The sequence below is a fragment of the Mycobacterium sp. smrl_JER01 genome (genome assembly GCF_048513595.2).
Lineage (GTDB): Bacteria > Actinomycetota > Actinomycetes > Mycobacteriales > Mycobacteriaceae > Mycobacterium.
The window spans coordinates 348513-369373 of sequence record NZ_JBLXXK020000001.1; the positions used below are offsets into that span (position 1 = coordinate 348513).

Sequence of the window (20861 nt, forward strand, 5' to 3'; positions counted from 1 at the left end):
AGCTCTGCCAGAGCGTCCTTACCGAAGGCTCAAAATCGGCGCGCCGACGAGCGTCGGTGACCGGGTCAGGGACGGCTCTGTCGTGCGGTGGGCAGCGGGGGCGGCAGTGTTCCGTAGGTTGGTTCGCGCTTTTTGATGTAGGCGATGACCCGGTAGGTGACGGGCAGGATGGCCACCTCGATGAGCGTCTTGTACAGCCAGCCCTGGGCGGTGTAGGTCATGAAGTCGCCGAAGGTGGAGATGCCGATGACGCTCGCGGCGATCGCGCAGAACACCACGGTGTCGCCCAACTGCCCGACGAAGGTGGAGCCGACCAGCCGAGCCCACAGGTGCTTCTCCTTGGTGCGTTCCTTGATCAGCACCAGAGACCACGCGTTGAGGGTCTGGCCGACGAGGAAACCCGCCATCCCGGCGATGATCAGGCCGGTGTAGGCGTGCACGACGTTCTCGAAGTGCTCCTGGTTGGGGTAGAAGTCGGCGGCGGGCAGATAGATGGTGGCCCAGAATGCCAGGGCAGCCAGGGCGTTCATCGCAAATCCGGTATAGATCGCGCGCCGGGCGGCCTTGAACCCGTACACCTCGGAGAGCACGTCGCCGATGACATAGGTCAGCGGGAACACGATGAAACCGCCGTCGGTGATGATCGGCCCGAACGCGACGCCCTTGGTCGCGGTGACGTTGGAGATGATCACCAACGCCGTGAAGATCGCGACCAGGACCGGATAGTAGGCCGACCCGACGCGGGCGAAGGAGGCGTCGTGGTGCCTCGGGTTTTCGTTCAGGTCGGTCACCGGGTCATTAGATCAGCCGAGGGCGGGGGTCAGCAGCGCCGGCAGTCGGTCGGCGAGGACCGGATACGACAGTGTCGAGGCGTAGGCGATGGCGCCGGCGAGTTCCTTGCCGGTGAACACATGGCGCTGCGCGGGCAGCGCCGCGATCGTCGGGTCCGCCAGCAGGGTCGCCTGCTCCTGGTCGCTCTCGGTGGCCCAGATCAGCACGTCTGTTTCGCCGAGCACGGCCGCCATCCGATCCCGCGGGATCAGCGCGCCGTCGGTGTCCTGGACTGTCAACCCCATCTGGGTCAGGAACTCACGCCGCCACGGAGGGTCGCTGACCTGCACGCTGTCGCGGTACAGCGCGCCACCGAGCAGCAGCGCCCGCTTCCCGCTGAACTGCGGATGGTCGTTCCTGACCCGGTCGAAACCCGCGTCGACGTCGGCGATCAGTCGCTGCATGTGGTCGTGGCGGAACACCGCCTGCCCGATCGCGCCGGCCTGCTCCCGCCAGGGCCCGAAGAACGCATCCGGACCGGCCTGGGCCAGCGTGGGTGCGATCCCGGACAACTGTTCGTAGGTGGCGCGGTCCAGCCCGGCGTCGGTGGCCACGATCAGGTCCGGGGTCAGGCCCGCGATCTGATCGACCTGGATGCCGTCGGCCAGGGACAACACCACCGGCTGCGTGCCGCCGAGTCGCGGCTGCGCCCAGGGCCATACGCCGAACGGTTCAGCGCCGAACCAGTCGGTCACCGCGATCGGCACCACACCGAGAGCCAGCAGGTCGTCGGCGTCGGTCAACCCGGCGCTGACCACCCGGGTCGGGCGAGCGGGGATCCGGGTCTCGCCGAACGCATGGCGGACGGTCACCGAGCCGTCGTCGGCGACGGTGCCGGGGGTGTCGGTACCGCATGCGCTCAGCAGCGCCGCCGTGCCCGCGGCCGTCGTCAGGAACCGTCGCCGGGACACCGCCCGCGGCGCCTCGGACATTCGGTCGCTACGGGACCTGTGCGGGAACCGGGACGGGGGGCCACACCGGCGGCGGAGCCGAAGCGGGAGGCGGTGGTGAGCCGGGCGCGATCTCCGGCGCCGGCGGGGGAGTGCCGTACGGGGTGGGTGGCTGCCAGGTCGCCGGATCGAGCGAGCCCGGGCCGACCGACTGGAAGAACTCGGCGGAGTTACGCATGTTCCACAGGTCGCGGAGGAAGTCGAACTGACCGGTGTTGCCGTAGTTGGCGTTGGGCACCGGCGGGATCGCCGGCGCACCCATCGGCGGTGGGGCGGGCGGCGGGACGTCGCCCGGGGCGCCCGGGGTGTAGGCGAAGACCGGCGCGGGCGCGTCGGGGGCGCCGGGCGGCACCGGAGCGCCGGGCGGCACCGGAGCTGCCATGGCGGGCGGGGCCGGCGGCAGCGCCGGGTCCACCGGTCCCGGCTGGGCACCGGCCTGGGTCGCGGCGGCCACAGCGGCGCCGCCGAGGAGCGCGTTCAACACCGCGATCTTGGCTACCTGCACAACAGTCACATCGACGAGGCTAACGCCTGGCGTTACATGTCGATACTTTTCCGGCGGCTCAGCTGATGACCAGGGAGACGCCGAGGCCGATCATCGTCACGGCGATCACCGCATCGAGCAGACGCCACGTCCGCGGCGACGCGAACAGATGGCGCAGCCGTTTGGCGCCGAAGCCCAGGCAGGTGAACCAGAGGGCGCTTGCGGCGACCGCTCCGCCGCCGAACAGCCATCGGCTGTCGTGGTGTTCGTTGGCCAGCGCCCCGAGCAGGATGACGGTGTCGAGGTAGACGTGCGGGTTCAGAAAGGTCATCGCCAGGCAGGTGGCCAGCACGGCGGTCAGCCGCGCCGGTGCGGCGTCGGCCGGAGTGAGCACACCGGGCCTGAGCGCGCGCCGCGCGGCGAGCAGGCCGTAGCCGATCAGGAACGCGGCGCCGCCGTAGGTGGTGATGGTCACGATGTCGGGACGGGCTGCGATCAGGGCCCCGAAACCCGCGATGCCGGCGAAGATCAGCAGCAGGTCCGACACCGTGCACACCGCCACGACGGGGAGCACGTGCTCGCCCCGGATGCCCTGGCGGAGCACGAACGCGTTCTGCGCGCCGATCGCCGCGATGAGCGCCAGGGTGGTGGCGAAACCGCTGAGGACGACGACGTATGCAGGGTTCACGACGGCAACGTTAGGGACCCGCGACTATGCAGTACAGCTAAAGATTCTTCACCTGGATTAGCAGAACTGATCTTGAGGTGGGTGTGGCGCGCGGGCCCGCCGGTATCGGCCGTCCGGTTGTTTCGAGCCCTGCGCAGCGGGCACCCGACGGGCACGACCCGCCGGCATTCAGGAGGTGAAGTGGTGACGCACTCGAAAACGGAGCCATCGATGGGTGAGCTGGTCAGTCAGCTCTCCGAACAGACGTCACGTCTGGTCCGAGACGAGATGCGATTGGCCCAGCAGGAGATGCGCCAGTCGGCCAAGCACGCCGGATGGGGCGCCGGAATGGTCGGCGCTGCGGCGCTGCTCGGCGTGCTGGGACTGGCCACACTCGTCGCCGCTGCGGTGGCGGCCCTGGCGCTGGCCCTGCCGGTCTGGCTGTCGGCGGTCATCGTCGCCGTCGCGTTGTTCGCCGCCGCCGGGATCGCCGCCCTGATCAGCAAGAAACAGGTCGAGCAGGTCCCCCCGCCGGCGGCGCAATCGCTGGACAGCGTCAAGACCGACATCGAGGAGATCAAGGGGGCAAGCCATGGCAGCAGGACCTGATCCGCGACCCGAGCCCGGGCCCGACGCCGGCGTGGACGAGCTGCAGGCCGACATCGAACAGACGCGCGCCGAACTCGGCGCGACCGTGGGAGCGCTGTCGGACAAGTTCGACGTCAAAGGTCGCACCCAACAGGCGGTCGCCGAAGCCAAGGAATCCGTCGCGCAGCACGGTCACGAGGCGGCGCACGCGGTGCAGTCCAGGCCCGCCGTCCCCATCGGAGTGCTGCTCGCCGTGGCGGCGGGCGTCGGTGTCGTCGTCTGGCTGCGTCGTCGCTGACCTGTCAGGCGTCGTCGGGCTCGGTCAGTTCCGGGGCGATTTCGCGGGTGGCCATGCCCCCCTCGCGGCCATGGTCTTCAGGGCCGGGCGGGTCTTCAGGGCCGGGCGGGTCTTCGGGGCGGTGTCGGTGACCTGCTGGCTTCTCGGCGCCGGTCTCACCGGGCATAGGGGCTCCTTCCGTCTGCGCATGCCATACCCAGATCCGCCGGCCCTCAGTCCACCGCCTGAACGTGACGTCACCGTCAGCGAGGCCCTGGCGCAATCCGGTGCGTCGGGTCGTTCCGATGGCGCCGGTGTCGGAGGAGGCCAACCGCCACGTCGCCGATGTCATGTCGCACCTGCGGCTCGAGGTCGCGTCCAACGTCCACGCCGCCTCCGAACCGTTGGTGACCGGACCGTTGTCCCGCTACCTGGCAGGTTGCGTGCTCGCCGCGTTTCCGACCACCGCGTCGGCCCCGCGGCGCACCGAGAACAGCGGACGGCGCCAGTTGGAGCGGGCGCTCGCCTTCATCGACGACAACGCCGACACCGACATCTCGCTTCTCGATGTTGCCGCCGCGGCCCGGGCGACGCCGCAGTCCGTGCACTCCATGTTCACCAGGCACCTGAACTGCACACCGAGGGACTACCTGCGCCGGGTGCGTTTGCACCACGCACACCGCGACCTCGTGACACACAGTCCCGCGACCGCTTCGGTCGCCGGCATCGCCGCACGCTGGGGATTCGGCACCGTCGAGGTCTTCGCGCTGCACTACCGCAGCGAGTACGGCACCCGGCCGGAAACCACGCTGGCAAGCTGACCCGGGCCGGCGCGTACGCTGCTTCCCGTGATCGATATCGCCCTGAGCGAGATGCGTAGCTGGTTCGGTTTCGGAGTCGCGGGCAATTTCGCCGGGCACCTCGAACAGGCCGGCGAGGCCGCCGATTTCGTGAACGTCACCAGCGAAGGCGCTGCGCCCAAAGGGATTTTTCCGTGGTATGCGCCGGGATCGGACACCTTCCTCGGTGAGTTCCCGTTGTCCAACGACGCCATCGTGCTGCCGGGCGCGAGTCCGGAATTCTCGGGGCCGTTGAACCTGCAGATCGAACCGGAGGTAGGCCTGGCCTGCACGGTGGTCTGGAACGGCGACACCGTCGTGACGCTGCAGCCGTTCGCGCTGGGCGCGTTCAACGACTGCTCGATCCGTCGCCCGGGTGCGCCGAAGATCAGCCACAAGAAGAACTGGGGTCCGGCATCCAAGGGGGTGGCGGCGCGGTTCTTCGACATCAGCGACCTCACGCCGGACGGGCCGACGGCGACCCTGCGCCTGGTCTGTCATCTCAACAGCGACGGTGAGGAGCGCGCCTACGGGGTGGACAGCCCGCTCATCGGCTACTCGTACTACGGTGAGGTCCTACTGGACTGGATCGTGGAGCGGCTGGCCAACCAGAAAGGTTCCCCGGAAACCCCGCTCGAGGACGTCGGCGCACTGATGGTCGCCAGCGGACATCCCGAGCACGTGCTGATCGGCATCGGCGCGACGCGGTACACGGCCCTCGGCGAGTCCACATTCCTCAAGCCCGGCGACGAGGCGATCGTGCGGGTGTACGACACCGTCGGCGACGCCGCCTCGGAATTGCGTCAGCGCGTCGAGTAGCGCCGCACGCCCACCCGCACGTCGGATGTCCCGGCACCAGCCAGCCGGTGCCGGGCATGGGTGCTAACCACCATTTGCGAGATATTCGCCATCGGGTGGAATTTCTGCCGGAGTACCGGGCTTTCATAGGTTGTCGCCGAGTGGGGCGGCCACGACCGAGGAGACCCGACATGTCCGATCGCCGCTCGACCGCCGCAGCGGTCTCCGGAAAGTCCGTCCGCCGCGCGCTGGTGCTGGCAGGTGTCGGCGGGGTTCTCGCCGCCGGCCTCATCGGCCCGGGTACGGCGAGCGCACACGCCGCGGAGTCCTGTCCTGACGTGGAGGTGGTTTTCGCCCGTGGCACAGCCGAACCCGCGGGTCTGGGACGCGTGGGCCAGGCGTTCGTCGAGGATCTGCAGAGCGCCCTGGGTAACCGCACGGTCAGCAGTTACGGGGTGAATTACCCTGCGTCCTACGACTTTCTGCAGTCTGCCCCGCTCGCCGCCGACGACGCCAGTGCGCACATCCAGGCCGTCGCGGCATCCTGCCCCGACACCAGCATCGTGATCGGCGGATATTCGCAGGGGGCCGCAGCGGTCGACCTGATCACCGCAGATCCCAACGCCACCTTCGGATTCGGTCGTCCGCTGCCTCCGGCGGTCGCGGACCATGTGGCCGCGGTCGCCGTATTCGGGAACCCGTCGGCCAAGATCGGTCGGCCGCTGACCGCGGTCAGCCCGCTCTACGGAGCCAAGACGATCGACCTGTGCAACGGTGCGGACCCGGTGTGCTCCAACGGCGACGACCGCCCGGCTCACAGCCAGTATGTGCAGGCCGGCCTGGCGCAGCAGGCCGCGAACTTCGTCACGGCCCGAGTGTCCGGTCACAGCCGGACCGACGTGGTCGTCAACGCGGCGGCGGTGGGCTGACCGCCTGAGCGCCGACCCGCGTCATCGTTTCCGCGCCCGCTTGCGTTCATAGAGGTCGTGGTCGGCGGCGGCGAACAAGGTGTCGAGTCCGGCATTGCGATCGGGCCGCCCCGCCGCAACGCCGTAGGTGACACCGACGCTGAGGCCGTCGGTCAGTTCGTCGGCCAGCGCACGTGCCCGGGTGATGTCGTGCCCGCCGAGGATCAGCACGAACTCGTCACCCCCGATCCTGCCGAGGACAGCCGACGGTGGTATCCGCGCGACCCAATGCCGGGTCAGCTCACTGAGCATCAGATCGCCGACTGCGTGTCCGCGCTGGTCGTTGACGCCCTTGAAGTCGTCGACGTCGAACACGACGACCGCGACATCCTGGCGTCGGCGCCGCGCCCGGGTGATCAGGCGATCAGCGTGGTGGCTGATGCCGGCGCGATTCCACACCAGGGTGAGCGGATCCCGCAACGCCGCGTCCAGCAGCACCGAGTTGCACAATCCGAACACCTCCGCGGCCCCCAGCACGCTCACCGCGTAGAACGCCACCCACAGCAGCGGGATGGGAGCCGGTGCGACGAGGAGCGCGACGGCCGCTGTGCCCGTCAACGCCGCCACCGCGATCCGTGTCGTCCGGGCGCTGTGCCAGGTCCGGATGAAGATCGCCACGAACATCAGCGGCACCACCGACCAGACCTGCGCGGCAATCTGGTCATGGAACAGCAGCGCCACGCTCGGTGCCACGCCCACACAGGTCAGTGCTGCCGCATAGCGCCAGCCGCTCAGCGGTCTGCGCGCCGCCAGCAGCAGACCCGCGAGATTGAACGCGACGGCGATCAGCTCACCTTGCGCGTCGGACACGCGCGGGCCCAGGATCACCGCCTGAGCTGCCGGCAATGAGTACGTCACCGACATCAAGGTGAGGTAGATGATCAGCATCTTGCGCCGCAGGAGTTCGTCCAGTGGCACCACAGCAGCAGCTTAGTGGGATCAGCGGACGGCCGATGGTGCAGCGAGCGAGATCACCGATCGCCGAGACCTGTGAGTTGATTAGCATCTCTGATGTGGTTGACCGACTCGACTCCGGGCAGCTGGCAGCGCTGTCGGCGGTTGTCGAGTTCGGCAGCTTCGACGCCGCCGCCGAACGGTTGCATGTCACGCCGTCGGCGATCAGTCAGCGCATCAAGGCGCTCGAGCAGCGAGTCGGCCAGGTGCTGGTGCTGCGGGAAAAGCCCTGTGTGGCAACACCGGCCGGCATTCCGCTGTTGCGCTTGGCGGCTCAGATGGCGGTGTTGCAGAGCGAGGCGCTCGCCGAGATGCGCGGTGGGAGCGCCGACCTGCCGCGAATCGCGCTGGCGGTCAACGCCGATTCGATGGCGACCTGGTTCACCGAGGTGTTCGCCCGTCTGCCCCGGGTGTTGTTCGACGTGCACATCGAGGACCAGGATCATTCGGCGCGGCTGTTGCGGGAGGGTGCGGTGATGGGCGCGGTCACCACCGAACGCGCTCCGGTGGCCGGGTGCCGCGTGCAGCCGCTCGGGGTGATGCGGTACGTCCCGGTCGCCTCACCTGCCTATGTGCGACACCACCTGCCTGACGGTTTCACCCGTGAGGCCGCGGCGCGGGCGCCGTCGTTGGCCTGGAATCGCGCCGATGCCCTACAGGATCAGTTGGTACGCAAGGTATTCCGCAAGTCTATCGCCCGCCCGGTGCATTACGTCCCGACCGCGGCGGGTTTCGGGGCGGCCGTACACGCCGGCCTCGGCTGGGGCATGTACCCGATCCAGCTGCTCGACGGGTCCTTTGTGCCGATCACCGACGAGCATCTCGACGTGCCGCTGTACTGGCAGTGCTGGAAGCTCGACAGCGACACCGTCCGGGAGGTCACCGCCGCCGTCGAGTCGGCCGCGGCGGGGCTGCTGCGCGATCGGTGACCGAGGACAGGGACAATCGTCGGCATGGTCGCCGCGGTCAGGATCCGGATTCTCGGCGTCGGTATGGGCCCGCAGCACGTCACAGCCGAGGTCGCCGACGCGCTGGCCTCGGTCGACTACGTGCTGGCCGCGCAGAAGGCCGACGATGACCGCCTGCTCGCGTTGCGCCGCGAGATCGTCGCACGTCATGGCGGCGCCGAACTGGTCGCCCTACCGGACCCGGAGCGCGACCGCTCCGAGGGATTGAGCACCGGCGGCTACGAATCAGCCGTCGGCGACTGGCACGATGCGCGCGCCGCCCAATACGCCGGGGTGCTGCGGGATCGCGGCGGCACTGCCGCATTCCTGGTGTGGGGTGATCCATCGCTCTATGACTCGACCATCCGCGTCGCGGAGAAGGTGCGGGCACTGCTGGGCCCGCAGGTCGACGTCGACATCGACGTGCTGCCCGGGATCAGCGCACCTCAGCTGCTGGCCGCCCGGCACCGCATCGTGTTGCACGAGGTCGGGCGCCCGGTCCATATCACCACCGGCCGTCGGTTGCCCGAAGCCGTCGCGGCCGGTATGGACAACATCGTCGCCATGCTCAACCCGCCACCGGAGCGGCTGGATCTCAGCGGGCTCGATCGATGGACGATCTGGTGGGGCGCCAACCTCGGTGCCGCGGGCGAGCACCTGGTGACCGGCCGATTGCCCGACGCGCTGCCCGACATCGTGGGCGCCCGGCGCGCCGCCCTCGCTCAGGACGGCTGGGTGATGGACGTCTTCCTGGTCAGGAGGACCCGGTGACCGGCCTACTGATCGCCGGGACGACAAGCGATGCCGGCAAGACCGCCGTGACCACCGGCCTGTGCCGGGCACTTGCCCGCCGCGGTGTGAAGGTCGCGCCGTACAAGGCGCAGAACATGTCCAACAATTCCATGGTCTGCACCGGACCCGGCGGTGCGGTGGAGATCGGGCGGGCACAGTGGGTGCAGGCACTGGCCGCGCGTGCCGCACCCGAGGCCGCGATGAATCCGGTGCTGCTCAAACCGGGCAGTGATCGCCGCAGCCACGTGGTGCTGATGGGCCGGCCGTGGGGGCAGGTGTCGTCCTCGGACTGGCTGGACGGTCGGCGCGCACTGGCCGAGGCCGCACACGCCGCGTTCGACGACCTGGCTGCCCGCTACGACCTCGTCGTGGCCGAGGGGGCCGGCAGTCCCGCCGAGATCAACCTTCGGGCAGGTGATTACGTCAATCTCGGGCTGGCCCGCCACGCCGGACTGCCCACCGTGGTGGTGGGCGACATCGACCGGGGCGGGGTGTTCGCCGCGTTCTTCGGGACGGTCGCGCTGCTGTCGGCCGAGGATCAGGCGTTGATGGCAGGTTTCGTGGTGAACAAGTTCCGGGGCGAGCTCGATCTGCTGGCGCCCGGACTGGGTGATCTGGAGCGCCTCACGGGCCGACGGGTGTACGGCACCCTGCCCTGGCACCCCGACCTCTGGCTCGATTCCGAGGACGCCCTGGAACTGCAGGGCCGCCGGTCCGCCCGCCCGGGCGCCCGCCGGGTCGCGGTGGTGCGGCTGCCGCGGATCAGCAACTTCACCGACGTCGACGCATTCGGTCTGGAACCCGACCTCGACGTCGTATTCGCCTCGCACCCAAGCGCTCTGGCCGATGCCGACCTGGTGGTGCTGCCCGGAACCCGCTCGACCATCGCCGACCTGGCCTGGCTGCGCTCCCGCGGGCTGGACCGGGCGGTGCTGGCCCACGCCGCGGCAGGCCGGCCGGTGCTCGGAATCTGCGGCGGCTTTCAGATGCTGGGCCGGGTGATCCGCGATCCGCACGGCGTCGAGGGCGGCGCCGCCGAGGCCGACGGGCTGGGACTGCTGGACGTCGAAACCGATTTCGTTGCGGACAAGGCACTTCGGCTCCCCGAGGGGCAGTGGGAGGGCGCCACGGCCTCCGGTTACGAGATCCACCACGGACGGATCACCCCGGGTCCCGACGGCGACCCCTTTCCCGGCGGCCTGCGGTGCGGCCCGGTGTTCGGCACGATGTGGCACGGCGCATTCGAGGGTGATGCACTGCGCGCACGCTTCCTGACCGAAACCCTCCGCGTGCCGGCGTCCGGTGCCTCGTTCCCGAAGGCCCGCGAACACCGCCTGGACCTGCTCGGTGATCTCGTCGAGGAGCATCTCGACGTGGACGCGTTGCTGCGCCTCGCCGAACATGGTCCACCGCAAGGACTTCCGTTCCTGCCGCCCGGAGCGCCGTGATGCGGATTCTGCTGCTGGGCGGCACCTCCGAAGCGCGGGCCCTGGCCGAACTGCTGACCGCCGACGGCGTCGAGGTCACCACCTCGCTGGCCGGGCGGGTCAACGACCCCCGCCTGCCGGTCGGCGAGGTCCGCATCGGCGGCTTCGGCGGGGTCGACGGGCTGCGCGCCGCGCTGTCCGGGTACGACGCCGTCATCGACGCCACCCATCCGTTCGCGAAGCGCATCTCCGCCAACGCCGCGACCGCCTGTGTCGGCACCCCGCTGCTGCGGCTGGAACGTCCTGGCTGGGAGCTTCGCAGCCGGGAGAACTGGCACTGGGTGGACGATCACGAGCAAGCTGCGCGCGCCGCGGCGCAACTCGGGGCGCGACCGTTCCTGACGGTCGGACGCCAGGAGATCGACCGGTTCGTGCCCGCCCTGCACGAACACGCCGTACTGGCCCGGGTGGTGCAAGCCCCCGACGCGCAGCTTCCGCCGACCTGGCGACTCGTCATGAGCCGCGGGCCGTACGCGTTACCCGGCGAGCTGCAGCTGATGCGCGAGCATCGCAGCGACGTCCTGATCACCAAGGACTCGGGTGGTGAGCACACCTGGCCCAAGATGCAGGCCGCCGCACAGCTGGGCGTGCCCGTCGTCGTGGTCCGCCGCCCGGCCCGCCCTGCAGGGGTGCCCACGGTCCACGATCTCGACGAGGCCGTCGCCTGGGTCCGGAGCCTTCCCGGGACGGCACGATGAGGGTCCTGGTCACCGGCGGTGTCCGCTCCGGCAAATCCCGTCACGCTGAACACCTTCTGCAGGACGCACCGCGGGTCACCTACCTGGCCCCGGGCCGTCCCGCCGATGGTAGCGATCCCGATTGGGACGCGCGTGTCGCCGGCCACCGTGCGCGCAGGCCCGCGCACTGGCGGACGGTGGAGACCCGCGACGTCGCAGCCGCGGTTCGCGCCGCCGACGGCGCGCTACTGGTTGACTGCCTCGGCACCTGGCTGACGGCCATGTTGGACCGGAACAACCTGTGGGACAACAGCTCCGATGAGGTGCATGAGGCGGTCGACGCCCGGCTCACGGCGCTGTGCGACGCGCTGGCCGCACGGCGTCAGGTCGTCGTGGTGACCAACGAGGTGGGGCTCGGGGTGGTGCCATCGCACCGGTCCGGGGTGCTGTTCCGGGATCTGCTCGGCACCGTCAATCAGCGGGTCGCGGCGGTCTGCGACGAAGTGCATCTGGTGATCGCCGGCCGGGTGCTCAAGATCTGACGGGCGCGGTCAGTCGAGGCAGAACTCGTTGCCCTCCGGATCGGCCATCACGATGTGGCCACCCTGCAGCATCGAGACCGGTTCATGGCGTTTGAGGCGGGTCGCACCCAGCGCGACCAGCCGCGTGCACTCCCGTTCCAGTGCGGCCATCCGCTCGGCGCCCTCGAGACCCTCGGCCACGCGCACGTCGAGGTGAACCCGGTTCTTGGCGGACTTGCCCTCAGGCACGCGCTGGAAAAACACCCCCGGCCTCCGCCCCTCGGGGTCGATCAGCGCCGACGCGTCATTCCATCGCGCGGGCGGCACCTGCATCGACGCGAGGACGTCCTCCCAGCTGTCGAATCCGGCCGGCGGAGGTTGCACGACGTAGCCGAGGACCTGGGCCCAGAACCCGGCCAGCGCGCCGGGGTCGCCGCAGTCGAACGTCACCTGGATCTCGCGGACCGCCATGACCTCCATTCAACGCGCCCGGTAGCGCTCCTGGTGCAGTACCGCCTCGAGCGAGGAGCGAGCGCGCCAGCCGAAGCGCTCCAGATCCGGGACGTCGGGAAGGTCGGCCACCGGACCGACGCACAACCAGGCGACCGGCCGCACATGGTCGGGCATCCCGACCAGGGAGCGCAGGAACTCTTCGCGGTAGAACGAGACCCAGCCGACCCCGAGACCCTCGACAGTTGCTGCCAGCCAAAGGTTTTGGATCGCGCACACCACCGAGTACAGACCGGCGTCGGGAATCGCATGCCGGCCCAGTACCTGCGGACCCGCGCGGGTGGAGTCGTAGCCCACCACGATTCCCAGGCCGGACTCGCACACGCCTTCGATCTTGATCCGGTCGAATGTCGCGGCCCGTTCGCCGGACAGTTGCGCCGCGAACGCCTCGCGCTCTGCAGCCACGTGATCTCGGAAGCAGCGCAAGGTCTGCGGTGACCGTACGAGAACGAAATCCCACGGCTGGGACATCCCCACCGAGGGCGCCGCATGCGCGGCGAGCAGCACCCGTTGCAGCACATCGTCGGGGATCGGCGCGCCGGTGAACTCACCTCGGGTGTCCCGGCGACGGTTGATGACGTCGTACAACGCCGCGGCACCTTCGTTCACGGTGTCTGCCCGCCGCGGGTGCGTGCCGGGTCGTACAGGTGGCTCTCACCGGCGGCCGGATCAGGCCGGCTCGCCAGGGCCCGCCCTACCAGGATCACCGCGGCCTGCCGCAACGCGGCCGATTGCACCGCGTCGGCGATGTCCGCGATGGTACCGCGCAGCACCAGTTCCCCCGGCTGGGATGCCCGGTACACCACGACGACGGGACAATCCGGGCCGTATTCGGGTTCGATCTCGGCCATCAGCTCCCGAACCCGGGTGATCGCTAGGTGCAGGACCAGCGTCGCCCGGGTGGCGGCAAACGCTGTCAGCGACTCCGCCTCCGGCATGGCGGTCGAGCGCTGCCGAGTGCGGGTCAGCACCACCGACTGCGCGATCAGCGGGACGGTCAACTCGCGACCCACCCTAGCGGCCGCCGCCGCATAGGCCGGCACCCCGGGTGTCACATCCCACGGCACCCCGGCCGCGTCGAGCCTGCGTGTCTGCTCGGACATCGCCGAATACACCGACGGGTCCCCGGAGACCAACCGCACCACCGGCAGACCGGCCCGGTGCCCGTCGACCAGCCGGCCGACGATCGCGTCGAGGTCGAGGTGCTCGGTGTCGACGAGTTCGGCTTCCGGTGAGCAGTCGGCGAGGATGGCCGGGTCGAGGTAGGAGCCCGGGTACAGCACCAGTCCGGCGTCGGCGAGCAGCCGGGCGGCGCGCACGGTCAGCAGATCCGCCGCGCCCGGCCCCGCGCCGACGAAATGCACCGCACGATCGGTCATCGATATGCGGGCGCGTCGGGGAGACCCTGGTCCAGGATCTCGAGTGCACGCAGGAATTCCTCGCCGTCCAGCGGTGCGTCGTCGGAGGAAGCCATGAACACCCCGATGATCGCGCCGGCGGTCACCCGCATCTGATAGTCGTCCTCCGGTCGCCGCAGTCGTTGAGCGATCGCCGCCGCGAGCAATCTGATCGCCTTCACGTGCTCATTCCACAACGCCCCCTTCGCTTCGGGAAGCGCGTACAGCAGCCGCTGGCGGGCGATCACGAAATCGAACTCGGGTCCGGCCATCGCGGCGAACACCTCGGCGGCCGCGTGCCGGTAGGCGGCCACCGGGGACAGCTGCGCAGGGGCGGCCAGGAACGCCTCGAGGATCGGCGCCAGCAGGTCATCGGAGAACAACACCGATTCCTTGGTCGGGAAGTACCGGAAGAACGTCCTCGGAGAGACGTCGGCGGCCTGCGCAATCTGGTCGACGGTGGTCTGGGCGTAGCCGTGCAATTGGAACAACCGGAACGCCTCCCGCCGGACGGTCTCGCGGGTGCGCGACTTCTTGCGCTCCCGCAAACTGGGCCGTTCACCGGTCGTCATCCCTCGATTGTGGCAGTAGCGCGCGGCCACGATCCGATCCACCCGACCGCGGTGGCTGCGATGGTGCAGAATCCGCGCTGGGGCGGCTGGTCCGGGCGCGGCCGTAAGATCGAGGACGTTGACACCCGTCGAAAGCACAATGCCGCGCAGCGGCGTCACCTGCTGTGTGACGCCGCAATCGCCTTGCTGGCCGAACAGGGTCCCCGCGGGTTGAGCCATCTCAAGGTCGATCGCCGCGCGGGCGTGCCCGATGGAACGACGTCCTTCTACTACCGGACCCGGTTGGCGCTGCTGCACGGCGTCGCCGACCAGCTGGTGCGCTACGACGCGGAGGTCTTCGCCGAGACCTTCAAGGACGCCCCCGACAGCCCGGGCGAGATCATCCTGGGATTGCTCGCCGATCAGCTGCTGCGTATCCGCGAAGAACCGGTGTTGTCGCGCACCCGCGCCCGGCTGGAGCTGACCATGCTCGCGAACCGCGATGCCGATATCGCCGCCGGGTTCGCGCAGGTCTCCGACAGCTATCGGGCGTTGGTGGAGCGCCTGCTCCTGGCCCTGCAGAACGACCGAAGTGCACCGCTGGACCAGTCCCTCCTCGACGAACAGGCTGCAGTGGTGCTGACCTACCTGGGCGGATTGGCCTTCGCGTTTGCCACCGACTCGCCCGATTCCATCAGCCGCGCCGACATCCAGCGACAGCTGCGTGCGGTGATCGCCGGTGTCGCCGCAGAGCACGCCACGAGGGGATCCAGGGCGGGATGAGGAAGCCCGCACGGCGGGGGCATTCCTAAGTAAGGTCACCCTAACTCGTCCGCAGTCGGAAAGGGTGACACGACCGATGCCTGACAATCCGCGGTTCTCGTTGGTGCTCGGCTTCGCCACCGAGACCGGGAACTCCACCATGGTCGCGAAGAGGTTCGCACAGGCTGCCGCGGCAGCGGGCATCGACGTCGAACCGCAATACCTCAACGATCTGAACCTCGACACGTTGGCCTCGGTCACCCATTTCGTGGTCATCACCGCGACGTACGGCGACGGTGAGGTGCCCTACGACGCCGAGGTGTTCTGGGAGGAGCTCAGCGCCGAGAGCAGCCGGCGTCTGGACCATCTGACCTACGCGGTGTTGGGTCTGGGGGACAGCTTCTATCCGTTGTTCTGCAATGCCGGCAAGATCATCGATGCCCGTCTGGAAGAGCTCGGGGCCCGCCGGCTCGCCGAGCGCGTCGACTGTGATCTCGAGTTCGAAGAGCCCGCCGAGGCCTGGACCTCGCACGTGGTGCGACTGCTCGCCGAGGCGAGTCCCCCGACGACGTCCGCTCCGGCCCCCGAAGGCGTTGCCGGACCGCCGGTTGCGGTGTGGACCAGGACCAACCCGTATCCGGCCCAACTGGTCGCCGCGCACCGGCTGACCGGTCCGGCATCGGACAAGACGGTGTGCCACTACGAAATCGACCTCGCTGGCAGCGGTATCGCGTATCAGGCGGGCGATTCGGTGGGGGTGCACCCGGTCAACGATCCGGCCCTCGTCGCGGCAATCCTGGGCAGGTTGGGGGTGGGCTTCGATCACCGGGTGGTCGGGCGGGAACACCCGTTGGGCACTCTGCTGACGGAGCATCTGGAGATCCGGATTCCCACCGCGGCATTGCGACAGCTGGTTGCGGCGCACACCCGGGACACGGCGGCGGCGGCGATACTGTCCGGGGGCGACCCTGTCGCGCTGAGTCGTTGGGCGCACGGACGCGACGTTCTCGACCTGCTCACGCTCGCCGATCTCGGCGTCGACGACGTCGTCGCAACACTGCGACCGCTGCAACACCGGGACTATTCGATCGCATCCAGCCCGCTGGTGCACCCGCGGTGCATTCACCTGACGGTGGCCGCGGTGGAGTACCGGGCCCGCGGGCGATCCCATCGCGGTGTCGCATCGGGTTTCCTCGCGCAACGGGGCCGGGACGTGCGAATCCATCTGGTTCCCAACGACTCCTTTCGACTACCGGCTGCCGACGTGCCGATCGTCATGGTGGGCCCCGGTACCGGAATCGCACCGTTTCGCGCGTTCCTGCAGGAGCGGCAGGCGACGGCGGCCGCGGGGCGATCCTGGCTGTTCTTCGGCGCCCGGCGCCGGACGACTGATTTCCTCTACGGTGACGAACTGATCTCGTTGCACCGGGCCGGCGTGCTCACGCGCCTGAATTGCGCTTTCTCTCGCGAAGGCTTCGCGAAAGATTATGTGCAACACCATATGTCCGCGCATGCCGGCGAGCTCTATGGGTGGCTGCAGGATGGTGCGTACTTCTACGTGTGCGGCGACGAACACATGGCCAGGGACGTTCACCGCGCGCTCCACGAGGTCGTCAGAACCGCCGGTAGGTGCAGCGACGACGATGCGCACGCCTACGTCAACGATCTGATCACCACGCACCGCTATCTGCGCGATGTGTACTGAGAGTCCGGCCGCCGAAAGCCGGTGGCGGTCATGGGCGTTCAGGCGCCGATCAGCGACTCCACCGGGGTGCGGGCGAAATAGATCGTGAAGCCGGCCGCCACGACCCACAACAGCGGGCTCACTTCACGGATCTTGCCCGCTGCGGTGCGCATCACCACCCAGCTGATGAAGCCGACACCGATTCCGTTGGCGATCGAGTAGCTGAACGGCATCACCGCGACGGTCAACACGACGGGCAACGCGACCGAGAACTCCGACAACTCGATGTGGCGCAGATGCGAGACCATCATCGCGCCGACCACCACCAGCGCCGCGGCGGCGACCTCGGTCGGCACAATGGAGGCCAGCGGTGAGATGAACATCGCGGCCAGGAACAGCACGCCGGTCACCACGTTGGCCAGCCCGGTGCGGGCTCCTTCCTCGATGCCGGCGCCGGATTCGATGAACACGGTGTTCGATGACGACGACGTCGCACCGCCGACGACAGCGCCGGCGCCCTCCACGACGAGCGCGCCCCGCAACCGCGGAAAGGTGCCCCGGTCGTCGGACAGTCCGGCTTCCCTCGACAGCCCGGTCATGGTGCCCATCGCATCGAAGAAATTGGCGAATACCAGCGTGAACACCAGCATCACCGCGGCGAGCACCCCGATGCGGCTGAAACTGTTGAGGCTGACCTCACCGACCAGCGACAGGTCCGGAAGCGCGAACGGCGATCCGGACAGCGTCGGAACCGACAGGCTCCACCCGCCGGGATTGTCGACCGCCGACCCGAGATGCCAGATCGCCTCGACGACGACCGCGACGACGGTGCCCACCACCAGTCCGATCAGGATACCGCCCCGCACTCGGCGGGCCACCAGAATGCCGGTCAGCAGAAGTGTGAGCACGAAGATCAGCGTCGGGATGGTGCTGATGGAGCCTTGTCCACCGCTGCCCAGACCGACGGGCGGCGACGGGACGCCGGTCGAGGAGATGAAGCCGGCGTCGACCAACCCGATGAACAGGATGAACAGTCCGATACCGGCGGTGATGGCGAGTTTGAGTTGCATGGGCACCGCGTCGAACACCATGCGCCGCAGACCGGTGACCGCCAACAGCACGATGAGCAGGCCGTTGATCACCACCAGGCCCATCGCCTCGGGCCAGGTCAGTTCGCCGACCACGGTGGTGGCCAGGAACGAGTTGATGCCCAGACCCGCGGCCAGCGCGAACGGCAACCGGGCGATCACGCCGAACAGGATCGTCATCACACCGGCCGCCAGCGACGTCGTCGCCGACACCTGCGCGAAGTCGAGGGTGTTGCCCTCGACGTCCGCCGACCCCGACAGGATGATCGGGTTCAACACGATGATGTAGGCCATCGCGATGAACGTGACGACGCCACCGCGGATCTCGGTGGTCAGGTTGGACTGGCGGGCCGTGATCTCGAAGAAACGGTCCACTGCGTTCACCGGCGGTTCCTAGTACCGCGGCGCGGGGGGTGGGGGTGGTGCGACCGGCGTGCACAGTCCCGTCTGGGTGTCGAGGAACTTGCCTTCCACACAGAACGGCGCACACCCGTAGATCACCCCGGTCTGACCGGGCGGGCACTGGGCGACCGCCGTGGACGGCTGCGCCACAGACGGCGTCAAAGCAGAGATGAGCGCCGTCGCCGCCCACGGCGCCACGGTGGCGGCAGTCGCGACGAACGCCGCGCCCAGATATCGCGAAACTCGATGTCTCACTTCGCTTCCTCTCAGCTCGGCAGTCCGGTTGCCACGCGCGGTGCGTCCTTCTCCAGGGACTTTTCCAGGGCCTTCTCCGAACCGATGTCGAGCACCAGCTCGGCCACCCGGGCCCGGTGCTGTTCGGCGCCGCCCAGCAGCGCGGCATCGGTGTAGGCCCGCTTGTAATACAGGTGCGCCTGGTGTTCCCAGGTGAAGCCGATACCACCGTGTACCTGGATGGTGTCGTTCGCAACCCGTAGCAGCGCCGCCGAGCAGGTGGCTTGCGCGATGCTCACCGCCAGCGCCGGATCGTCGGACCCGTCGGTGAGCGCCCACACCGCGTGATACGCCGTGGAGCGGGCGTGTTCGAGCGCGACCAGGTCGTCGGCGAGACGGTGTTTGACGGCCTGGAAGGATCCGATCGGTCTGCCGAACTGCAACCGGCTGCGGGCGTAGTCGACGGTGAGGTCGAGCAGATGCTGGGTGGCGCCCACCTGCTCGACCGCCAGCAGCGCCGCACCGACCTGAAACGCATGGTCGATCACGCGTTGGGCCTCGGCGGGGCCGGCCACCAGCCGGGCCGGCGCATCGACGAGCCCGACCGTGGCCTGGCGCCGGGTCAGGTCGAGAGTGGTCAGCGGTATGCGCTGCACCGCGGTGTCGGTCGTCTCGACGGCGTACAGCCCCGGTCCGTCGGGCGCGTTCGCAGCGACCAGGATGACGTCGGCGCTGCCGGCGTCGACCACCCGGGGGACGGTGCCGTTGAGGATCCAGCCACCGTCGGCGCCGGTGGCGTCGACCGTGACAGCTGAGGGTTCGAATCGTGCCGCGTCGTCGGGTACGGCGAAAGCGGCGGTGCGGGTTCCTTCGATCAACGGCGCCAACAGGTCCCCGGGCTGCGAGGACGCCACCAGTGCCGGGATCGCGAGATACACGGTGCCCAACAGCGGGCCGCAGGCCAGTGCGGCGCCCAGTTGCTCCACCGCCACGGCCTGGTCGATCAGGGTGCCGCCTACGCCTCCGGCGGTCTCCGGGACGGACATTCCGAGCACTCCCAGCTCCGAACCCAGCCGAGTCCAGATCTTCGCGTCGAATGCGGGATCGGAGGTCATCTGGGCGCGGACGGCGTTCTCGTCGATGTGGTCGGCGCAGAACTTGCGCACCGCGGCGCGCAGCTGGCCCTGCTCTTCGGTGAACACGAACTCGCGCCCGGCGAGCTCGGTGTGCCCCTGGGTAGTGGACGGCGTCGAGTCAGCCACGCGGGACCTCCTTCCACGGCATCCCGGCGTCGGCGCGCAGATCTCCAGGCAGGCCAAGGACCCGCTCTGCGAGGATGTTACGCATCACCTCGGACGTGCCACCTTCGATCGTGTTGGCGCGGCTGCGGAGGAACCGCTGTTGGATCGGGCCCCGCCAGTCCGCGCCGTCGGTGGAGGTGCGGTCCGTGCCGTACCCGTCGTACAGAATCCCCTCGGGACCCAGCAGGTCCATGCAGAATTCGTAGATGTGCTGATTGAGTTCGGCGCCGACGAGCTTGCCTATCGAGCCCTCCGGCCCCGGGCCGCCCACGGTGGCCGCCGCCCGGGACCGTTCGGAGGTCAGCCGCTGCGCCTCGGATCGGAGCCACAGACTGCTGAGCCGGTCACGCAGCACCGGGGTGTGCAGGTCGGGACGCGACGCCCACAACGCGACCGCATCGGAGATGGTGCCGGCGCCGCGTCTGCTGCCGCTGCCGCCGAGGGCGCTGCGCTCGTTCATCAGCGTGGTCATCGCCACCCGCCACCCGTCGCCGACGGCACCGAGCCGGTAGGTGTCGGGGATGCGGGCGTCGCTCAGGTAGACCTCGTTGAACTCGGCGTGCCCGGTCATCTGTCGCAGCGGCCGGGTCTGGACCCCGTCGCCGTGCATGTCGATGACGAAGTAGGTCAGCCCTTTGTGCTTGGGCACATCGGGGTCGGTCCGGGCCAGCAGCAGTCCCCACCGGGCGCGGTGGGCGAGGCTGGTCCACACTTTCTGGCCGTTGATGACCCAGGTGTCGCCGTCGAGCACGGCCGACGTGGCCAGACCGGCGAGATCGGAGCCGGCGCCGGGTTCGGAGAACAGCTGGCACCAGATTTCCTCGGTGGTCGCCAGCGGCCGTAACAGCCGTTGCCGGACAGAGTCGGTCTGGGCGTGCTCGCGAACCGTGGGTGCGGCCATGCCGTAGCCCATCGGGTTGAGCCCGAGCGGCACCGGACCGCCGGCGCCCTGCAGGATCCGGTCGGCCACCGCCTGGAGTCCGCGTGACACCCCCAGACCGCCGAAGCTTTCGGGAAAGTGCACCCAGGACAGACCGGCGTCGAAACAGGCGCCGAGAAACTCCTGAACAGGAACGGTCCGGGGGTTGTGCTCATCGACCACCCGGCGGGCGGCGTCGGCAACCCGGTCGGCATCAGTGCCCATGCCTGCAC

The 20861-nt window shown here is 69.1% G+C and carries 26 protein-coding genes; 12 read left to right on the forward strand and 14 right to left on the reverse strand.

Going from position 1 to position 20861, the window contains the following annotated elements; genetic code table 11:
• Positions 1 to 65: 65 nt before the first annotated feature.
• Genes ACNUDN_RS01655 through ACNUDN_RS01670 form a run of 4 tightly spaced genes read right to left on the reverse strand, consistent with a single transcriptional unit; the run spans position 66 to position 2953 of the window.
• The gene (locus tag ACNUDN_RS01655) at positions 66 to 782 is read right to left on the reverse strand and encodes a queuosine precursor transporter (RefSeq protein ID WP_419124972.1); all 717 of its coding nucleotides are present in this window, start codon (positions 780 to 782) and stop codon (positions 66 to 68) included.
• A gap of 21 nt (positions 783 to 803) precedes the next feature.
• Positions 804 to 1763: an ABC transporter substrate-binding protein gene (locus ACNUDN_RS01660; protein WP_419120323.1), complete on the reverse strand. Its 960-nt coding sequence runs from the start codon at positions 1761 to 1763 to the stop codon at positions 804 to 806.
• Positions 1764 to 1770: 7 nt separating this feature from the next.
• Positions 1771 to 2295: a hypothetical protein gene (locus tag ACNUDN_RS01665; RefSeq protein ID WP_419120324.1), complete on the reverse strand. Its 525-nt coding sequence runs from the start codon at positions 2293 to 2295 to the stop codon at positions 1771 to 1773.
• Between the two features lie 49 nt (positions 2296 to 2344).
• Positions 2345 to 2953, reverse strand: coding sequence for a LysE/ArgO family amino acid transporter (locus tag ACNUDN_RS01670; RefSeq protein WP_419120325.1), 609 nt, complete (start codon positions 2951 to 2953; stop codon positions 2345 to 2347).
• Positions 2954 to 3163: 210 nt separating this feature from the next.
• On the opposite strand from ACNUDN_RS01670, the gene ACNUDN_RS01675 reads away from it, so the two are divergent.
• On the forward strand, positions 3164 to 3541 hold the full coding sequence (locus ACNUDN_RS01675) for a phage holin family protein (protein ID WP_419120326.1): 378 nt from the start codon (positions 3164 to 3166) through the stop codon (positions 3539 to 3541).
• Positions 3525 to 3818 (forward strand): DUF3618 domain-containing protein, encoded by a 294-nt coding sequence (locus ACNUDN_RS01680; protein ID WP_419120327.1) that lies wholly within the window; start codon positions 3525 to 3527, stop codon positions 3816 to 3818. Before ACNUDN_RS01675 ends, ACNUDN_RS01680 begins: the two co-directional genes overlap by 17 nt.
• A 4-nt stretch (positions 3819 to 3822) precedes the next feature.
• Here ACNUDN_RS01680 and ACNUDN_RS01685 read toward each other — a convergent pair whose 3' ends face one another.
• Complete coding sequence (locus ACNUDN_RS01685) at positions 3823 to 3984, reverse strand: hypothetical protein (protein ID WP_419120328.1); 162 nt, start codon at positions 3982 to 3984, stop codon at positions 3823 to 3825.
• A gap of 118 nt (positions 3985 to 4102) precedes the next feature.
• Here ACNUDN_RS01685 and ACNUDN_RS01690 point away from each other — a divergent pair, with 118 nt between their 5' ends.
• The 3 genes from ACNUDN_RS01690 to ACNUDN_RS01700 all read left to right on the forward strand — a co-directional run bounded on the left by ACNUDN_RS01690 (position 4103) and on the right by ACNUDN_RS01700 (position 6363).
• The gene (locus tag ACNUDN_RS01690) at positions 4103 to 4618 is read left to right on the forward strand and encodes a helix-turn-helix transcriptional regulator (RefSeq protein ID WP_419120329.1); all 516 of its coding nucleotides are present in this window, start codon (positions 4103 to 4105) and stop codon (positions 4616 to 4618) included.
• A 27-nt stretch (positions 4619 to 4645) separates the two neighbouring features.
• Complete coding sequence (locus ACNUDN_RS01695) at positions 4646 to 5455, forward strand: DUF5718 family protein (RefSeq protein ID WP_419120330.1); 810 nt, start codon at positions 4646 to 4648, stop codon at positions 5453 to 5455.
• Between the two features lie 170 nt (positions 5456 to 5625).
• A complete protein-coding gene (locus tag ACNUDN_RS01700) occupies positions 5626 to 6363 on the forward strand; it encodes a cutinase family protein (protein WP_419120331.1) in 738 nt (245 codons plus the stop codon).
• Between the two features lie 21 nt (positions 6364 to 6384).
• On the opposite strand, the gene ACNUDN_RS01705 is transcribed toward ACNUDN_RS01700, so the two are convergent.
• Positions 6385 to 7323: a GGDEF domain-containing protein gene (locus tag ACNUDN_RS01705; protein ID WP_419120332.1), complete on the reverse strand. Its 939-nt coding sequence runs from the start codon at positions 7321 to 7323 to the stop codon at positions 6385 to 6387.
• Positions 7324 to 7415: 92 nt separating this feature from the next.
• Here ACNUDN_RS01705 and ACNUDN_RS01710 point away from each other — a divergent pair, with 92 nt between their 5' ends.
• From ACNUDN_RS01710 to ACNUDN_RS01730, 5 genes are read left to right on the forward strand one after another with little or no spacing between them, the layout of a single operon-like run.
• The gene (locus ACNUDN_RS01710) at positions 7416 to 8285 is read left to right on the forward strand and encodes a LysR family transcriptional regulator ArgP (protein ID WP_419120333.1); all 870 of its coding nucleotides are present in this window, start codon (positions 7416 to 7418) and stop codon (positions 8283 to 8285) included.
• A gap of 24 nt (positions 8286 to 8309) precedes the next feature.
• Positions 8310 to 9074: a precorrin-6A synthase (deacetylating) gene (gene cobF / locus ACNUDN_RS01715; protein WP_419120334.1), complete on the forward strand. Its 765-nt coding sequence runs from the start codon at positions 8310 to 8312 to the stop codon at positions 9072 to 9074.
• The gene (locus tag ACNUDN_RS01720; protein ID WP_419120335.1) at positions 9071 to 10543 is read left to right on the forward strand and encodes a cobyric acid synthase; all 1473 of its coding nucleotides are present in this window, start codon (positions 9071 to 9073) and stop codon (positions 10541 to 10543) included. The genes cobF and ACNUDN_RS01720 overlap by 4 nt, the downstream gene beginning before the upstream one ends.
• The gene (locus tag ACNUDN_RS01725) at positions 10543 to 11280 is read left to right on the forward strand and encodes a cobalt-precorrin-6A reductase (protein ID WP_419120336.1); all 738 of its coding nucleotides are present in this window, start codon (positions 10543 to 10545) and stop codon (positions 11278 to 11280) included. Before ACNUDN_RS01720 ends, ACNUDN_RS01725 begins: the two co-directional genes overlap by 1 nt.
• Complete coding sequence (locus ACNUDN_RS01730; RefSeq protein WP_419120337.1) at positions 11277 to 11801, forward strand: bifunctional adenosylcobinamide kinase/adenosylcobinamide-phosphate guanylyltransferase; 525 nt, start codon at positions 11277 to 11279, stop codon at positions 11799 to 11801. Before ACNUDN_RS01725 ends, ACNUDN_RS01730 begins: the two co-directional genes overlap by 4 nt.
• A gap of 9 nt (positions 11802 to 11810) precedes the next feature.
• Here the strand turns inward: ACNUDN_RS01730 and ACNUDN_RS01735 are convergent, their stop codons facing one another.
• The 4 genes from ACNUDN_RS01735 to ACNUDN_RS01750 are packed head-to-tail and all read right to left on the reverse strand — an operon-like array spanning position 11811 to position 14259.
• Positions 11811 to 12260, reverse strand: a complete 450-nt coding sequence (locus tag ACNUDN_RS01735; RefSeq protein ID WP_419120338.1) for a VOC family protein — start codon at positions 12258 to 12260, stop codon at positions 11811 to 11813.
• Positions 12261 to 12899, reverse strand: a complete 639-nt coding sequence (gene bluB, locus ACNUDN_RS01740) for a 5,6-dimethylbenzimidazole synthase (RefSeq protein WP_419120339.1) — start codon at positions 12897 to 12899, stop codon at positions 12261 to 12263. It abuts the gene before it with no gap.
• Entirely contained in the window at positions 12896 to 13669 is a 774-nt protein-coding gene (cobM, locus tag ACNUDN_RS01745; RefSeq protein ID WP_419120340.1) for a precorrin-4 C(11)-methyltransferase, read from the reverse strand. Before cobM ends, bluB begins: the two co-directional genes overlap by 4 nt.
• On the reverse strand, positions 13666 to 14259 hold the full coding sequence (locus ACNUDN_RS01750; RefSeq protein WP_419120341.1) for a TetR family transcriptional regulator: 594 nt from the start codon (positions 14257 to 14259) through the stop codon (positions 13666 to 13668). The genes cobM and ACNUDN_RS01750 overlap by 4 nt, the downstream gene beginning before the upstream one ends.
• A gap of 9 nt (positions 14260 to 14268) precedes the next feature.
• Between ACNUDN_RS01750 and ACNUDN_RS01755 the strand changes: the two genes are divergently transcribed.
• Together ACNUDN_RS01755 and ACNUDN_RS01760 are read left to right on the forward strand one after the other, a co-directional pair.
• A complete protein-coding gene (locus ACNUDN_RS01755) occupies positions 14269 to 15021 on the forward strand; it encodes a TetR/AcrR family transcriptional regulator (protein WP_419120342.1) in 753 nt (250 codons plus the stop codon).
• 76 nt (positions 15022 to 15097) lie between these two features.
• Positions 15098 to 16705: a diflavin oxidoreductase gene (locus ACNUDN_RS01760; protein WP_419120343.1), complete on the forward strand. Its 1608-nt coding sequence runs from the start codon at positions 15098 to 15100 to the stop codon at positions 16703 to 16705.
• 38 nt (positions 16706 to 16743) lie between these two features.
• Here ACNUDN_RS01760 and ACNUDN_RS01765 read toward each other — a convergent pair whose 3' ends face one another.
• The 4 genes from ACNUDN_RS01765 to ACNUDN_RS01780 are packed head-to-tail and all read right to left on the reverse strand — an operon-like array spanning position 16744 to position 20853.
• A complete protein-coding gene (locus ACNUDN_RS01765; RefSeq protein WP_419120344.1) occupies positions 16744 to 18156 on the reverse strand; it encodes an NCS2 family permease in 1413 nt (470 codons plus the stop codon).
• 9 nt (positions 18157 to 18165) lie between these two features.
• A complete protein-coding gene (locus ACNUDN_RS01770) occupies positions 18166 to 18429 on the reverse strand; it encodes a hypothetical protein (RefSeq protein WP_419120345.1) in 264 nt (87 codons plus the stop codon).
• An 11-nt stretch (positions 18430 to 18440) separates the two neighbouring features.
• The gene (locus tag ACNUDN_RS01775; RefSeq protein WP_419120346.1) at positions 18441 to 19670 is read right to left on the reverse strand and encodes an acyl-CoA dehydrogenase family protein; all 1230 of its coding nucleotides are present in this window, start codon (positions 19668 to 19670) and stop codon (positions 18441 to 18443) included.
• Positions 19663 to 20853 carry an acyl-CoA dehydrogenase family protein gene (locus ACNUDN_RS01780; protein WP_419120347.1) on the reverse strand — a complete coding sequence of 397 codons (1191 nt, stop codon included), beginning with the start codon at positions 20851 to 20853 and terminating at the stop codon, positions 19663 to 19665. Before ACNUDN_RS01780 ends, ACNUDN_RS01775 begins: the two co-directional genes overlap by 8 nt.
• Between the last annotated feature and the right edge of the window lie 8 nt (positions 20854 to 20861).